The organism is Halalkalibacter oceani, assembly GCF_040544555.1.
GTDB classification, from domain to species: Bacteria; Bacillota; Bacilli; order Bacillales; family Bacillaceae_D; genus Halalkalibacter; species Halalkalibacter oceani.
The window spans coordinates 23,294-38,522 of record NZ_JBEPKD010000028.1 but is presented as its reverse complement, the minus strand read 5'-3'; the positions used below and the strand labels follow the sequence as shown (position 1 = coordinate 38,522).

The window sequence follows — 15,229 nt, the reverse complement described above, 5'->3', positions numbered from 1 at the left end:
CATAAGGGGATGACGTAGCTGGCGTTAACAGAGGAAGTCGTCGAAGACTTCATGAGCCCTTTGCTGCGAAGTGAAGGGGAAGCTGGGTGGTACCACGTGAGAGTCGCTCTCGTCCCGATGCGGATGAGGGCTTTTTCTATGCAAAAAAGGAGGATATGAACGTGACAGAAAAAAAGACGTTTTATTTAACGACACCAATTTATTATCCGAGTGACAAGCTCCATATCGGACACGCCTATACGACGGTGGCCGGGGACGCGATGGCGCGCTACAAGCGCCTGCGCGGCTATGATGTGCGCTATTTGACCGGGACGGACGAGCACGGGCAGAAGATTGAGCAAAAGGCAGCAGCGAAAGGGCAGACGCCGCAGCAGTTTACCGACGAGATTGTCGCCGGCATTCAAGAGCTTTGGAAGAAGCTCGATATTTCCTATGATGATTTTATCCGGACGACAGAGGAACGCCATAAAAAGATCGTTGCCAAAATTTTTGAGCAGCTGCTTGAACAGGGCGATATTTACTTAGATGAGTATGAAGGCTGGTACTCAATTCCTGATGAAACTTTCTACACGGAACGGCAGCTTGTTGATCCGGTCAAGGATGAGGATGGAAAAATCATTGGCGGGAAAAGCCCTGACAGCGGTCATCCGGTCGAAAAGGTCCGGGAGCAATCGTATTTCTTCAAAATGAGCAAATATGCCGACAGGCTGCTGAAGTTTTATGAGGAAAACCCTTCCTTTATACAGCCGGAGTCGCGCAAAAATGAAATGATTAATAACTTCATTAAGCCGGGGCTTGAGGATCTGGCTGTTTCGCGGACTTCTTTTACGTGGGGAGTGAAAGTGCCAAGCAACCCGAAGCACGTCGTCTATGTATGGATTGATGCCTTGTCCAACTATATAACGGCGCTTGGCTACGGCTCTGAAAATGAGGAGCTTTACCGTAAGTATTGGCCGGCTGATGTCCACCTTGTCGGAAAGGAAATCGTCCGTTTCCATACGATTTACTGGCCGATCATGCTGATGGCGCTTGATTTACCATTGCCGAAAAAAGTGTTCGGGCACGGCTGGCTGCTGATGAAAGATGGAAAAATGTCGAAATCAAAAGGAAATGTCGTCGACCCGGTGCCGTTGATTGATCGTTACGGGCTGGATGCGCTGCGCTACTACTTGCTGCGTGAAGTGCCATTTGGCTCGGACGGCGTGTTCACGCCGGAAGCGTTTGTGGAACGGGTCAATTATGATCTTGCCAATGACCTCGGCAATCTGTTAAACCGTACGGTCGCGATGATTCATAAATACTTTGACGGCGAGATTCCGGCTTACGTGAAGGATGCGACGCCGTTTGACGGAGAGCTTGTTGAGCTTGTCAGTGCAACGGTGACAAAGGTCGAGTCGGCGATGGAGGAAATGGAATTTTCCGTCGCATTAACAGCGATTGGCCAGCTTGTCAGCCGGACGAACAAATATATAGATGAAACTCAACCGTGGATGCTGGCAAAGGAAGAAGCGAAAAAAGAGGAACTCGGATCGGTCATGTACCATCTCGCTGAATCGCTCCGCCATATTTCAGTGATGCTGCAGCCATTTATGACTAGCACGCCGAAGAAAATCTGGGAACAGCTCGGCGTCACGGATGAGCACACGAGCTGGGAATCGATTCAGTCGTTCGGTCGGCTTCCGGCTAAAACAGCCGTACAAAAAGGTGAGCCGATTTTTCCGCGCCTCGATATGGAAGAGGAAGTGGCCTATATCGTCACGCAAATGGGTGGTACGGTGAAGCAAGCTGATGAAAACAAGAAAGACGACAGCGATGTTCCTGAAGTCGACGAGATTACGATCGACGATTTCTCAAAGGTCGAATTAAAGGTTGCTGAAGTACTGGCTGCCGAGCCTGTTGAAGGGGCGGATCGCCTGTTGAAAATTCAGCTCGATCTCGGTTACGAAAAGCGCCAGGTTGTATCCGGGATCGCGAAGTATTACACGCCGGGCGACCTCGTTGGAAAAAAAGTCATCTGTGTCACAAATTTGAAGCCGGTCAAGCTGAGAGGCGAGCTGTCGCAAGGCATGATTCTTGCCGGAACAAAAGGGAAAAAATTGCAACTTGCTACGATTGATGGAAATTTGCCAAATGGAGCGAAAGTAAAATAAAGGAAGAGATGTCATGATGCTAAAATAATTTCGTTTGACCAAGATCTGTGAAAAAGGTCCTTGCGGGGAGAAAGTCGAAGGTCTGGCTGAAAGGTCGTCTATCGAGGAGTTTTTTTCTCTGTTGGACGACCTCTTCCTAATCAATCGCGTCATATTTCTTCAACTAAAAACTTTCCTATCATAATAAAAAGGAGATCGTTATGTTATTTGATACTCATGTGCATTTGAATGCCGATCAGTTCGAGGATGACCTGGACGACGTGCTGACGCGCGCCCGGGAAGCCGGCGTGACGAATATGGTTGTCGTCGGCTTTGATGAAAAAACGATCAAACGAGCCCTTGAGCTCGTTGAACGTTATGAGGAGCTTTATGCGGCGGTCGGCTGGCATCCCGTTGATGCTGTGGATATGACCGATGAGCATCTTGCCTGGCTGGAGGAGCTGTCTGCTCACCCGAAGGTGGTCGCTCTCGGGGAAATGGGTCTCGATTATCATTGGGACAAGTCGCCGAAGGATGTGCAAAAAGAAGTGTTCCGTAAGCAAATTCGCCTCGCAAAAAAAGTGAAGCTGCCGATCATCATTCACAACCGGGAGGCTGATCAGGATATCGTTGACTTGTTGAAGGAGGAAGGAGCAAGCGAGGTTGGCGGGATTATGCATTGCTTTGGCGGCAGCGTGGAAATCGCCAAGCAGTGTCTTGATATGAATTTTTATATTTCTTTGGGAGGACCGGTAACGTTTAAAAATGCGAGACGGCCTAAGGAAGTCGCTCAGGCTGTTCCGCTTGATCGTCTGCTGATTGAAACCGACTGTCCGTATTTGGCGCCTCATCCAAATCGTGGAAAGCGCAACGAACCGGCTTATGTGAAGCTCGTTGCCGAGCAGATTGCCAGCCTGAGAGAGATGAGTTATGAACAGCTGAGTGCGGTAACAAGAGAAAATGCAAAAAAACTTTTTGGCATTTCTTGATAGCCGGTTCTGACGCCTGTTGACGAAGCTTGTCTAACGACTCACTCGTTCGAAGAAGTTCTACACAAGAGATGACATGCATACAGTGGACGTGTCGATAAGTTTTTGTTTTCTTTACCGGCCGATTCATAGATAATAAGGTCGATGCGGCGAAGAAACAAAATCAAAAAGTTGACAAAGGGAGGCTGAGTGTATATAATTCGGACGTTGAGAAGGAGGAATGCATGACATGGAAGCCAATAAGCTCCGAATTCTTCCAGTCAACCACTTTTGGAGAAATGTGGTACTCTCCGTCATCAGTCTTATTTTATTCGTATGCGGAATGATTTACGCAGTTTATGAGACGACGAAGGCTACGGTAACGATCTCGATTGATGGTGAGAATCTTACGGTGCAAACGCACGCATCTACAGTTGCCGAATTGATGAGAGAGCAGGATTGGAATGTCCAGGAGTATGACCATATTGAACCTGGATTAGATACAAAGATATCAGGCAATATGGCACTCACATGGGATAGGGCCAAGGAGGTCTTTGTCACCATTGACGGACAAGAAGAGTCGGTATGGACTACAGCAGATAATGTCGAACAACTTATACATGAACTAAATATTGACTACAAAGAGCACGATTTACTTAAGCCCTCGCTCGAAGCCGAAATTGCAGACGAAATGAGCCTAGTCTATGAATCTGCCTTTCAGGTAGTGCTTTCAAGTGACGGTGAACAAAAGGATTTTTGGACAACTTCGACGACTGTCGCTGACTTTTTAGAGAAAGAGAATGTTTCATTAGGTGAACTTGATCGCGTCGAACCAGCGTTGGAAGAACGGATAGACGAGAAAACAGACATTAAAGTGATACGTGTAGAAAAAGTCACCGATGTGGTGGAAGAGGCCGTCGAATTCGGGACGGTAACCCGGAAGGATAGTAGTTTGGAGAGCGGCAAAGAAACAGTCGTTCAGGAAGGCGAAGAAGGACGGGTGAAAAAGCACTATGAAGTTGTGCTTGAAGATGGCAAAGAGGTTTCCCGCGAGCTTGTGAAGACAGAAACGGTGCAGGAAAGTACGGACAAAATTGTCGCAGTCGGAACGCGTCCGGCAGCGCCGACCGTTTCAAGAAGTCAAGCTCCATCAACAGCTTCTGCCAGCCAGGGCGGGGAAGGCCGCACGCTGACGGTAACAGCTACCGCATATACGGCTCAATGCAGCGGCTGCAGTGGAGTAACCGCAACAGGAATCAATTTAAAGAACAACCGCAGTGCGAAGGTGATTGCGGTCGACCCTAATGTGATCCCGTTAGGCTCCCGTGTTCATGTCGAAGGCTATGGTACAGCCGTGGCTGCTGACACTGGAGGGGCGATTCAAGGGAATAAAATCGATGTTCATGTGCCGACACAGGCAGATGCACAACGGTGGGGAAGAAAGCAAGTGAAAATCACAATTCTGAACTAATACGTGTTTAGAGGCAGCAGTGGCTTTGTACTGCGTGACGTCCATATCGAAGAACCCTGCTTTGGTATGGACGTATACAACGAGGCGCAGACTTCGGACACTGCTTCGAGCTTAAGACAAAAGGTAAAAAAGCCGACCTTTTGTCTTAAGCTCTTTTTGCTGTTAGCGTTAAGACAGGCTACAATGGAATAAGCAATGCCGATAGGAGAATAATGATGAAGATTAAAGAAATGATTGTCGTAGAAGGAAAAGACGATACAGTCGCGATTAAGCGGGCTGTTGATGCCGATACGATTGAAACAAATGGTTCGGCTGTAAACGAAAGAGTGCTTGCGCAAATTGAGCTGGCCCAGCAGCGGAGGGGCGTGATTATTTTAACCGATCCCGATTATCCGGGAGAGAGGATTAGACGGATCATCAGTGAACGTATTCCTGCCTGCAAGCATGCGTTTCTGCCGAAGCGCGAGGCTCTTTCAAGGACGAAAAATGATTTAGGTGTCGAGAACGCTTCGCCGGAGGCAATCCGCTATGCCCTCAGACACGCCAAAAAGGAAGAGGAAGAGCTGAAAGTAGAGCTTATTGACCGGCAAGACCTCCTTGACGCAGGATTAATTGCCGGACCGAAAGCGAAGCAACGCCGGGAGCGGCTTGGCATTATTCTGAACATCGGATATGCGAATGGAAAACAGTTTCATAAACGCTTGCAGAAGTTTCGAATTACAGCAGAGGAATTTGCCCGGGCTGTTCATCAGCTGTTTGAGGAGGAAAACAACGAATGACAAAAGATATTGCGACACCAATGCGAACGAAAGAAATACTCGATAAATTTGGCTTCAGCTTAAAAAAAAGCCTCGGACAAAATTTCCTGATCGACACAAATATACTTCACAAAATAGTAGAAGCGGCCCAGCTCACCCCCGATTCCGGCGCGGTGGAGATCGGCCCCGGAATCGGCGCGCTGACGGAGCAGCTGGCAAAACGGGCTAAGAAAGTGGTCTCGTTTGAAATTGACCAGAGGCTGTTGCCTGTCCTGGAAGAAACGCTGTCTCCCTATGATAATGTGACGATTGTCCATTCTGATGTGCTAAAGGCTGACCTTCAGGCGACGTTGGCGACTGAGCTCGCAGACGTGTCCGATGTGATGGTCGTCGCGAACCTGCCGTATTATGTGACAACGCCGATCCTGATGAAGCTGCTTGAGGAAAAGCTGCCGATTCGCGGAATTGTCGTGATGATTCAGGCTGAGGTGGCGGCCCGGATCGCCGCAGCCCCTGGATCGAAGGATTATGGCGCGCTCTCGATAGCCGCTCAGTATTATGCTGTAGCTGAGAAAGTGATGACGGTCCCGGCGACGGTTTTTGTGCCGCAGCCGCGGGTTGATTCTGCTGTGTTACGGTTGACGCTCCGTGATAAGCCCGCTGTTCAAGTTGAAGATGAAGCTTATTTCTTCCGCGTCTTTCATGCCAGTTTTGCGAATCGCCGCAAAACGATTTTAAACAATTTGATTCATAATCACAGCACGAAGGAGCAGAAGCCGGCTGTGCTTGCGGCGTTGGAGGAGGCTGGGATCGATCCTCAGCGTCGGGGCGAAACGCTCTCACTTGAAGAGTTTGCCCGCTTGAGCGATAGCTTATATAAAAGGTTGCCGAAGGCCTAGCACACTCCCTCCTCTTCTGACATAGCCTAAGGGGAGAGGAGGCCGTGCCGATGAAACTGAAAAAAGGAGATATCGTTGCCCGCCTTTCATACGAATGCGATTTATTATTTCGGGTTGTTTCCATCCGGGGCGATACAGTCGAATTAGCCGGGGAAGATATGCGCCTGCTCGCAGATGCTCCGGCAGATGACCTCGTTCTCATTTCGGAAGAAGAACGAACGGCCTACCAAAAAGAAGCCAAAGCCCTTGAAGAGAACTCCTATCGCCTGTTTAGGCAGGATGCGAAGCTGATGAAGCAGCGGAGCGAGTACGAGGTCACGTCGGAATATGCGACGAGTCCGAACTACTTTGAGCTGAGAGGACGGGTGCTTCATATCGACGGTGATAGTTTATATTTGCGGAAGTGTACCGATCTGTATGAAAAGCTCGGGGTGCCGGTCTATGGCGTTCACTTACATGAAAAGGAAATGCCTGAACAAATAGAGTCGCTTTTGCAAATGGTACAACCAGATATTGTCGTCATTACCGGTCATGATGCCTATTTAAAAACAAAAGGCGACGAGCGGGATTTGCGGGCATATCGCCATACAAAATACTTTGCCGAATGTGTCCGGGTGGCGCGGAAGCAAACCTGGCACCGTGATGAACTGATCATCTTTGCCGGGGCGTGCCAATCTCACTTTGAGACATTAATTAAAGCGGGAGCGAATTTTGCCAGCTCGCCGGACCGCGTCAACATTCACGCCCTTGATCCAGTCTATATTGCCGCCCGTATCAGCCTTACATCGTTTATGGATTCGATCCGGTTAACGGATGTGCTGCGAAATACGATTACAGGGGAGAAGGGTCTCGGCGGGATTGAAACAAAAGGTGTCATGAGGCGGGGGATGCCGCTGAAAATCGATCATTGAATGGCTGAAGGATGTGCAGAACCGGCACGGGGTGCATGTCCTTTTTTGGTGTCTTCGGATTTTTTTCCATACATATTGCATGGCGAATGAGACATACTAACGAACAATGAACGACAGGAACGTAAAAAAAACCGTTGTTTGAAGAGAAATCTGTTGACAATATTCTTGTTTGCTTGTTATAATTTAAAATTTATTTGACGAATTATGCAAGCTGTGCTATACTGAATAAAGAGTGAGGTGGGTGTAGTTATGGCAAAAACGTTAATAGACATTAAGCGTGCCTTGGATGCTAATGTTGGTAAGAGGATTACAATTAAAGCAAATGGTGGTCGTCGTAAAACGTCAGAGCGTACTGGTCTACTCGAAGAAACATACCCGTCTGTTTTCATTGTGAAATTAGATGAACAAGAAAATGCTTTCGAGCGAGTTTCATACAGCTATGCTGATATCCTTACAGAAACGGTCGAACTCATGCTTTGTGAAGATAACGTTGATTCAACAGTTTCCAAAGCGTAAGCGTCGATTGATACACAACCGGATATGCCTCCCTGTTAATTTCAGGGAGGCATATTTGTGTTGTAGTTGCTCACACTACTAATGTCACGCTATTGCTAACTTACAAAAAGGAGTGGTTAAGACATGAGCAGACGCAGGGGAGTCATGTCAGAACGCTTTAAGGAAGAGCTGGCCAAAGAGCTTGGCTTCTACGAAACGGTCCAAAAAGAAGGCTGGGGCGGTATTAAAGCGAGAGATGCTGGGAATATGGTAAAACGAGCCATTGAAATAGCAGAAAACCAATTAGCAAACCGTGACAATTCATAGGAGAAGAGACATTCTCTTATGTATACAGGATGTCTGGCAGGTCGAAACTGGCCTGTTAGGCATCCTTTGTTTTTCTGGAGAAAAGCAAAGGAATACTTCTTGAGTGGTATGTTCAGCAAACAAGTGATAAAATAGCGTAAGCAAATGGAATGAGTAGAAGGTGACAAACGTGAGATATTCAGTAAAGGCCCCGGCAAAAATTAATTTAACATTGGATGTTCTTCATAAACGGCCGGACGGCTATCATGAAGTGGAAATGATTATGACGACGGTCGATTTAGCTGACCGGATTGATTTAACGTTAACGGACAACGGAAAGATTATCATCGATGTTTCCGAGGGATTTGTCCCGAGCGACCAGCGGAACCTGGCCTATCAGGCAGCGGAATTATTACAAAAGCGGATGAACGTGCAAAAGGGGGTTTCGATTTATATTACAAAGCGGATTCCGGTGGCGGCGGGACTGGCAGGCGGAAGCAGTGACGCCGCTGCGACATTGAAAGGGCTGAATAAACTGTGGAAGTTGGGCCTTTCAGTGGACGAGCTGGCGGAGATCGGCAAGGAGATCGGTTCGGATGTCGCCTTTTGCGTTTATGGCGGAACCGCGTTGGCGACAGGCAGAGGGGAAGTGATCGAGGCGATTCCGGCTCCTCCCTCGTGCTGGGTGATTTTGGCGAAGCCGCCGATCGGGGTATCGACAGCTGATATCTATAAGCGGCTCACTCTGCAAAACATTGAGCATGCGCCGACAGACCGGATGATCGAAGCGATCAGACAGCAGGATTTCACCGGGATTTGCGCCAACCTTCATAACGTCTTGGAATCGGTGACATTGGATATGTATCCGGAGGTGCGCCATATTAAAGAGCAGATGCTCCGCTTTGGAGCAAATGGTGTCCTGATGAGCGGCAGCGGGCCGACGGTATTCGGACTGGTCGAGCATGAATCGAGACTTCACCGGATTTACAACGGGTTGCGGGGTTTTTGTCAGGATGTGTACGCCGTTCGGCTCATTCGCTCAACAGATACTTGCTAGAAACCGGATAAAAGTGTTATGTTAAAGGAAAATATTCGGTTTTGTGGAGGTAGCATGAAAAAGCTTAAACGAAGCGGTCGTCTTGTCGATATGACCTATTATTTGCTCCAGCATCCACATGAGGTCATTTCACTAACTCATTTCTCAGAACGGTATCAATCGGCAAAGTCTTCGATCAGCGAAGACTTGGTTATTATTAAAGAAATTTTCGAAGATGAAGGCTACGGCACTTTGCTGACCATTTCAGGAGCAAGCGGCGGGGTGAAGTTCATACCGCGGATTGATTATGCTCAGGCTGAAGTGTTTATGCGCGAGTTGATTGATCAGCTTGCTGTACCGGAACGGATTTTGCCGGGCGGTTATTTGTACATGATGGATCTGCTTGGCAGTCCACGATTTATTCAGCAGGTCGGGCAGGTGTTTGCTTCGGTGCTGGCGAATAAACGTATTGACGCGGTCATGACAGTAGCGACAAAGGGGATTCCACTTGCGTATGCGGTGGCTCAGTACTTAGATGTCCCTGTCAGCATTGTCCGGCGCGATCATCTTGTTACGGAAGGCTCCATGGTCAGTATCAACTATGTCTCCGGCTCGTCAAAGCGCATTCAGACGATGACCCTTGCCCGCCGCAGCCTTGCGCCCAATTCCCGCGTCTTTATCGTCGATGATTTTATGAAGGCCGGTGGAACGATTCGCGGGATGATGGATTTGCTTGATGAATTTCAGGCAGAGCTTGTTGGGATTGGTGTCCTTGTTGAGTCGGTCGGGGTCGAAGAACGGCTTGTCGATGAATACATGTCGATCACGAGGCTCTCGGAAGTTAATGTCAAGGAGCGAAAGATTACGGTCGAGCCTGGGAACGTTTTAGACTTATTAAAAACAATCACATTGGAGGAGGAAAAATAAAATGAAAATCGTACATACAAACAGTGCGCCAGCTGCAATCGGACCATATTCTCAAGGGATTATTGTCAATAATATGTTTTACAGTTCCGGTCAAATCCCGCTTACGGCTGAAGGAGAGCTAGTCAACGGGACGGTGGAAGAACAGACTCATCAGGTTTTCAAAAATGTAAAAGCGGTATTGGCTGAGGCTGGTGCGTCTCTCGACACCGTCGTCAAAGCGACCGTTTTTATTAAGGACATGAATGACTTTCCAGCTATCAATGACATCTACGGCGAGTATTTTGGGGAGCACAAGCCTGCCCGCTCGTGCGTTGAGGTTGCCCGTCTGCCAAAGGATGTTTTGATTGAAATTGAAGTCATCGCTCTTGTCAAAGCGTAAAAGACCGGGTCAGTCCTATTAACAATAAGGGGAATAAACGGTTTCTGGAACTTATGTGAGACGAATGTACTCTTACTCATAAAATGTTTTTTAATTTTTTGATTTAGAAGAAGGAATTGCCATCTTTTTAGAGAATTCTTATAGCAAGAATAACATTCTAGAGGTGGTGACCAACATGCAGGTGACAGATGTCAGATTGCGTCGAGTCAATACAGAAGGCAGAATGCGTGCTATTGCCTCCATTACGATTGACCATGAATTTGTGGTGCATGATATTCGAGTAATCGATGGTAATAACGGCCTATTTGTAGCTATGCCGAGCAAGCGGACGCCTGATGGAGAATTCCGCGACATTGCCCATCCGATCTCGTCTCAAACAAGAGAAAAGATTCAAACGGCTGTGCTGACGGAATACGACAAAGCAGGCGAATATGAAGAAGTTGAATATGAAGAAGCGGGTGCTTCTTAATCACAATGAGGGTTCCACTACTAAGCGTGGAGCTCTTTTCTTTGGGCGGACAGTCTTTACAAGGCTCAAACGATTCCCGTTCATTTGAACCCAAAAAGGAAAGCGATTACTTTCTTTTCGTCTCGTGCTGATGGACGCTTTTCAACTTGGCTTTGTCACAAAAGATTAAAAATACCCTTTTGCGACATCTCCTTGAAATACCCCTGGTTTTAGGATATATTCGTAAGGGAAAAAGGAACACCTGGGGGGAAACCATGAGCAGTCGTTTTGCGGTCATATTAGCAGCTGGACAGGGAACGAGGATGAAGTCCAGTCTTTATAAAGTGCTTCATCCAGTATGTGAAAAACCGATGGTTCAACATGTCGTTGATCAAGTCACAGCGTTAGGATTTGAAAAAAAGGTGGCGGTTGTTGGGTTCGGCGCTGAAGTTGTCAAGCAGCAGCTGGGAGATCAGGTCTCCTATGCCGTGCAAAAGGAACAGCTTGGCACAGGCCATGCCGTCATGCAGGCGGAAAGCCTGTTAAAGGGAGAGCAAGGTACGACGGTGGTGCTGTGCGGAGACACGCCTTTGCTGACAGCTGAGACGATTGAAAAATTGCTTGACTGTCATGAAAAAGAAGGAGCAAAGGCAACCGTCCTAACCGCGATTGCGGAAGATCCTACTGGATACGGGCGGATTATCCGCGATGAAAAAGGGCTTGTTGAACGAATTGTTGAGCATAAGGATGCCTCCGAACAAGAACGGAACGTATGTGAAATTAATACTGGGACATATTGCTTTGATAACGCGAGCCTGTTTGCGATGCTGAAGCAGGTCGGCAATGACAATGTCCAAGGAGAGTACTACCTTCCGGATGTGATTGAATTATTAAAAAATGCCGGAGAGAAGGTCGCTGCTTATCAAACACCGCATTTCGAGGAAACGATAGGGGTCAATGACCGGATAGCGCTTTCAGAGGCAGAGAATAGTATGAAAAGAAGGATCAATCATTATTGGATGCGTCAGGGAGTGACAATGATTGACCCGGCGCAAACGTATATTTCAAGTGAAGCGACAATCGGTCAGGATACCGTACTCCGTCCCGGGACAATCATCCACGGGAAAACGGTAATCGGAGAGAACTGCGACATTGGCCCGCACACCGAAATCAAAGATAGTGTCGTCGATAATGGAACGGTGATCTCACAGTCGGTGATTCATGATAGCGAGATCGGCAAGGCCGTACGAATTGGCCCGTTTGCCCATATTCGTCCGCAATCGAATATCGGCGATGACGTGCGGATCGGAAACTTTGTCGAAATCAAAAAATCGACAATCGGAAATGGCAGCAAAGCCTCCCACTTAAGCTACATCGGTGACAGTGAAATAGGCGAGGGGGTAAATTTCAGCTGCGGGGCTGTGACCGTCAACTATGATGGCAAGAACAAGTTCAAAACAAAAATTGAAGATGGGGCTTTTATCGGCTGTAATGCGAATTTAATCGCTCCGGTTACAATTGGAAGGAACGCTTTAGTTGCTGCAGGCTCTACGATTACCGATGATGTGCCGAGTGAAGCATTGTCCATCGCGCGAGCAAGACAGACGAATAAAGAAGATTATCAAAAAGGCAAATAACAACCACTAAGGTGAAGTGAATTTTTGGAGGGAAAACATAAAAATGGCTAAATACGGTGATCCAAGTTTAAAGGTTTTTACATTAAATTCAAATAAAGGTCTTGCTCATGAAATTACAGAGCATATTGGTGTCACGATGGGTCAAAGCTCGGTTACGCGCTTTAGCGATGGAGAAGTGCAGATCAACATTGAAGAAAGCATTCGTGGTTGCGATGTGTATTTGATTCAATCGACTTCCGCTCCTGCAAACGAACATATTATGGAGCTGTTAATCATGATTGATGCGATGAAGCGTGCATCGGCCAGAACGATTAATGTCGTCATCCCTTATTACGGCTATGCGCGTCAAGACCGGAAAGCACGGGCCCGTGAACCGATTACGGCGAAGCTCGTAGCGAATCTGATTGAAACAGCAGGGGCGACACGCGTATTGTCGATTGATCTTCATGCAACACAAATCCAAGGATTCTTCGACATTCCGGTTGACCAGCTGATGGGTGTACCGATTTTAGCCGATTATTTCTCAGGAAAACAATTAGAAGATATTGTCATCGTTTCCCCGGACCATGGCGGAGTGGTCCGCGCCAGAAAAATGGCTGACCGCTTAAAAGCTCCGATTGCGATTATTGATAAACGCCGTCCGCGCCCGAACGTGGCCGAGGTGATGAATATCGTCGGGAATATTGAAGGAAAAACGGCGATTATTATTGATGATATTATTGATACAGCCGGAACGATTACGTTGGCAGCGAATGCTTTAGTGGAGCATGGGGCGAAGGAAGTGTACGCATGCTGTACGCATCCGGTGCTGTCAGGACCGGCGATGGAGCGGATTGACAATTCAAAAATTAAAGAGCTTGTTGTCACGAATACGATTGAGCTTGATGAGAATAAGAAAAGTGAGAAGATCACTGAGCTTTCTGTAGCGCCACTGATGGCCGAAGCGATTATACGCGTCCATGAGCACGCGTCTGTCAGCACGTTGTTTGATTAATAGGCCACTGGCGTAATTGGTGAACGAACCTCAAGATGTAATAATGGGCTACTGCGAAAACGTAAGTAAGTGGTTTAAATTGACTCATTTAGGGAATACAAGTGATAGAGACTTGAAAACAAATTTGAGGTGAGGCGAGATGGCTACGATTTTAAAAGCAAGCCCCAGAGAAGATTTGAAAGGTTCAGCAACGAGACAATTGCGTAAAGACGGTTATGTGCCGGCTGTATTATACGGGAACAAAATTGAAAGCCAGCCAGTATCCGTTGAAGGAGTAGATTTTCTGAAAACGGTTAGAGAGGTTGGGAAAAACGGGTTATTCTCTTTGGAGGTGTCCGGGAAGAATAAACATCAGGTTATGATCCATGATCTGCAAATCGATCCGCTGAAAAACGAATACCTCCACATTGATTTCTTTGAAGTCGATATGACTTCGGAAATTGATGCGGCGGTACCGGTCCGGTTAACAGGAGAAGCACCGGGTGAGAAGGAAGGCGGCATCGTTTCTCACTTGATGTACGAAATCAGCGTAAAATGTTTGCCGTCAGATATTCCGGAGGAGATCAGCGTTGATATTTCCGGGCTGGCAATTGGTGACTCGATTCAAGTAGCTGATATTCGGTCAACTGTTCAGGTCGAGATCACGAGCGATGATGAAGAAACCATTGTGACAGTCCAGCCGCCGGCAGCAGAAGTCGAGCCTGAAGGAACAGAGGCTGAGGCGAAAGAGCCGGAAGTGATTGGAGAGACTGGGCAGGAAGAAACAGAAGAATAATATCCACATAACAGAAAGTCTGGCTCATGTGAGGCAAGGCTGCGCTGCACCCGCCTAGAGAGGAGAATCCCACTCCTTTCTAGGCTTTTAAAAGATGCAGCGCCTCTTTTATAGTAAGAGGTTCTCTTTTTTGATGGAGCGAGATGAAGTAAAGTTGGGAGCGGGTGAAGGTTGAAATTAATTATCGGACTGGGCAACCCAGGAAGCAAGTATGATGGTACGCGTCATAATATTGGCTTTGATTGCGTTGATCGTTGTGCAAAAGAGTGGGGAATTGAACTTAACCAGAGTAAATTTAAAGGGGTATTTGGTAAGGGCGTCGTCAACGGGGAAACCGTTTTTCTGTTGAAGCCGTTGACCTATATGAACTTGTCAGGAGAATCCGTTCGTCCGTTGATGGATTATTATCAAATCCCGATTGAGGATATCGTTGTCATCTATGATGACCTGGATTTACCGACAGGAAAAATCCGGCTGCGGCAAAAAGGAAGCGCTGGCGGCCATAACGGTATTAAATCGCTAATTGCCCACTTAGGTACACAGGAGTTCAACCGGATTCGCGTCGGAATTGACCGGCCGCGCAACGGGGAAACGATTGTTAACTATGTATTGGGGAACTATTATCCTGAGGAAAGAGATGCGGTTGGAGAGTCGGTTGAGCTGGTGGCCAAGGCCGTTGAAGCGTGGACAACGAAGCCGTTTCTTGAAGTGATGAATCAATTTAATTGACCGCCGTCGTATAGAGTTTTCCCGCCTTGTTCATACTAAAGTTACGAGTAGCGGGAAAGGAGCTAGATACGGTGGCGATTCATTACAAATGCCGTCATTGCCAGGTCGAGCTTGGAGCGATTGATGAGGAGCTGCGGGCTGAAGCGCTTGGCTTTGATAGTCTGACCAGTACGGAACGAACCGATATGTTGACATATGAGCCGAATGGTGATATACATGTGAATGTTATATGTGAGGACTGTCACGAGGCTCTTATGCGAAATCCCGGCTTACACGAGCTGGACAGAATGATACAATAGAATGAGCAGCAAAAAAGGGGTTGTCCCAAAAGCCACGCTTTGGGACAACCTCTTTAAGCAATGAAATC

The 15,229-nt window shown here is 47.5% G+C and carries 17 protein-coding genes; all 17 read left to right on the top strand.

Going from position 1 to position 15,229, the window contains the following annotated elements; genetic code table 11:
* Window positions 1-86: 86 nt before the first annotated feature.
* The 17 genes from metG to fin all read left to right on the top strand — a co-directional run bounded on the left by metG (window position 87) and on the right by fin (window position 15,161).
* Window positions 87-2,150, top strand: a complete 2,064-nt coding sequence (gene metG, locus ABMB67_RS20245) for a methionine--tRNA ligase (RefSeq protein WP_354573145.1) — start codon at window positions 87-89, stop codon at window positions 2,148-2,150.
* Between the two features lie 200 nt (window positions 2,151-2,350).
* A complete protein-coding gene (locus ABMB67_RS20240; protein ID WP_251224483.1) occupies window positions 2,351-3,118 on the top strand; it encodes a TatD family hydrolase in 768 nt (255 codons plus the stop codon).
* A gap of 229 nt (window positions 3,119-3,347) precedes the next feature.
* Window positions 3,348-4,568: a resuscitation-promoting factor gene (locus ABMB67_RS20235; protein ID WP_251224484.1), complete on the top strand. Its 1,221-nt coding sequence runs from the start codon at window positions 3,348-3,350 to the stop codon at window positions 4,566-4,568.
* 215 nt (window positions 4,569-4,783) lie between these two features.
* Window positions 4,784-5,347 carry a ribonuclease M5 gene (gene rnmV, locus ABMB67_RS20230; protein WP_251224485.1) on the top strand — a complete coding sequence of 188 codons (564 nt, stop codon included), beginning with the start codon at window positions 4,784-4,786 and terminating at the stop codon, window positions 5,345-5,347.
* Window positions 5,344-6,225, top strand: a complete 882-nt coding sequence (rsmA, locus tag ABMB67_RS20225) for a 16S rRNA (adenine(1518)-N(6)/adenine(1519)-N(6))-dimethyltransferase RsmA (protein WP_354573144.1) — start codon at window positions 5,344-5,346, stop codon at window positions 6,223-6,225. The genes rnmV and rsmA overlap by 4 nt, the downstream gene beginning before the upstream one ends.
* Before the next feature lie 50 nt (window positions 6,226-6,275).
* Window positions 6,276-7,136, top strand: a complete 861-nt coding sequence (gene yabG, locus ABMB67_RS20220) for a sporulation peptidase YabG (RefSeq protein ID WP_251224487.1) — start codon at window positions 6,276-6,278, stop codon at window positions 7,134-7,136.
* Between the two features lie 249 nt (window positions 7,137-7,385).
* Window positions 7,386-7,652, top strand: coding sequence for a biofilm formation stimulator Veg (gene veg / locus ABMB67_RS20215; RefSeq protein ID WP_251195293.1), 267 nt, complete (start codon window positions 7,386-7,388; stop codon window positions 7,650-7,652).
* Between the two features lie 123 nt (window positions 7,653-7,775).
* Complete coding sequence (locus ABMB67_RS20210) at window positions 7,776-7,958, top strand: small, acid-soluble spore protein, alpha/beta type (RefSeq protein ID WP_354573143.1); 183 nt, start codon at window positions 7,776-7,778, stop codon at window positions 7,956-7,958.
* 169 nt (window positions 7,959-8,127) lie between these two features.
* A complete protein-coding gene (gene ispE / locus ABMB67_RS20205) occupies window positions 8,128-8,994 on the top strand; it encodes a 4-(cytidine 5'-diphospho)-2-C-methyl-D-erythritol kinase (protein WP_354573142.1) in 867 nt (288 codons plus the stop codon).
* A 54-nt stretch (window positions 8,995-9,048) separates the two neighbouring features.
* A complete protein-coding gene (gene purR, locus ABMB67_RS20200) occupies window positions 9,049-9,900 on the top strand; it encodes a pur operon repressor (RefSeq protein WP_251224489.1) in 852 nt (283 codons plus the stop codon).
* 1 nt (window position 9,901) lies between these two features.
* Window positions 9,902-10,279 carry a RidA family protein gene (locus tag ABMB67_RS20195; RefSeq protein WP_251224490.1) on the top strand — a complete coding sequence of 126 codons (378 nt, stop codon included), beginning with the start codon at window positions 9,902-9,904 and terminating at the stop codon, window positions 10,277-10,279.
* Between the two features lie 175 nt (window positions 10,280-10,454).
* Complete coding sequence (gene spoVG, locus ABMB67_RS20190) at window positions 10,455-10,748, top strand: septation regulator SpoVG (RefSeq protein ID WP_251224491.1); 294 nt, start codon at window positions 10,455-10,457, stop codon at window positions 10,746-10,748.
* Between the two features lie 254 nt (window positions 10,749-11,002).
* Complete coding sequence (gene glmU, locus ABMB67_RS20185; RefSeq protein ID WP_251224492.1) at window positions 11,003-12,364, top strand: bifunctional UDP-N-acetylglucosamine diphosphorylase/glucosamine-1-phosphate N-acetyltransferase GlmU; 1,362 nt, start codon at window positions 11,003-11,005, stop codon at window positions 12,362-12,364.
* Window positions 12,365-12,407: 43 nt separating this feature from the next.
* On the top strand, window positions 12,408-13,358 hold the full coding sequence (locus tag ABMB67_RS20180) for a ribose-phosphate diphosphokinase (RefSeq protein ID WP_251224493.1): 951 nt from the start codon (window positions 12,408-12,410) through the stop codon (window positions 13,356-13,358).
* Window positions 13,359-13,497: 139 nt separating this feature from the next.
* Entirely contained in the window at window positions 13,498-14,133 is a 636-nt protein-coding gene (locus ABMB67_RS20175; protein ID WP_251224494.1) for a 50S ribosomal protein L25/general stress protein Ctc, read from the top strand.
* 171 nt (window positions 14,134-14,304) lie between these two features.
* Window positions 14,305-14,862, top strand: coding sequence for an aminoacyl-tRNA hydrolase (gene pth, locus ABMB67_RS20170; protein ID WP_251224495.1), 558 nt, complete (start codon window positions 14,305-14,307; stop codon window positions 14,860-14,862).
* A 71-nt stretch (window positions 14,863-14,933) separates the two neighbouring features.
* Entirely contained in the window at window positions 14,934-15,161 is a 228-nt protein-coding gene (gene fin / locus ABMB67_RS20165) for an anti-sigma-F factor Fin (RefSeq protein WP_251195315.1), read from the top strand.
* The last annotated feature ends 68 nt before the right edge of the window (window positions 15,162-15,229 follow it).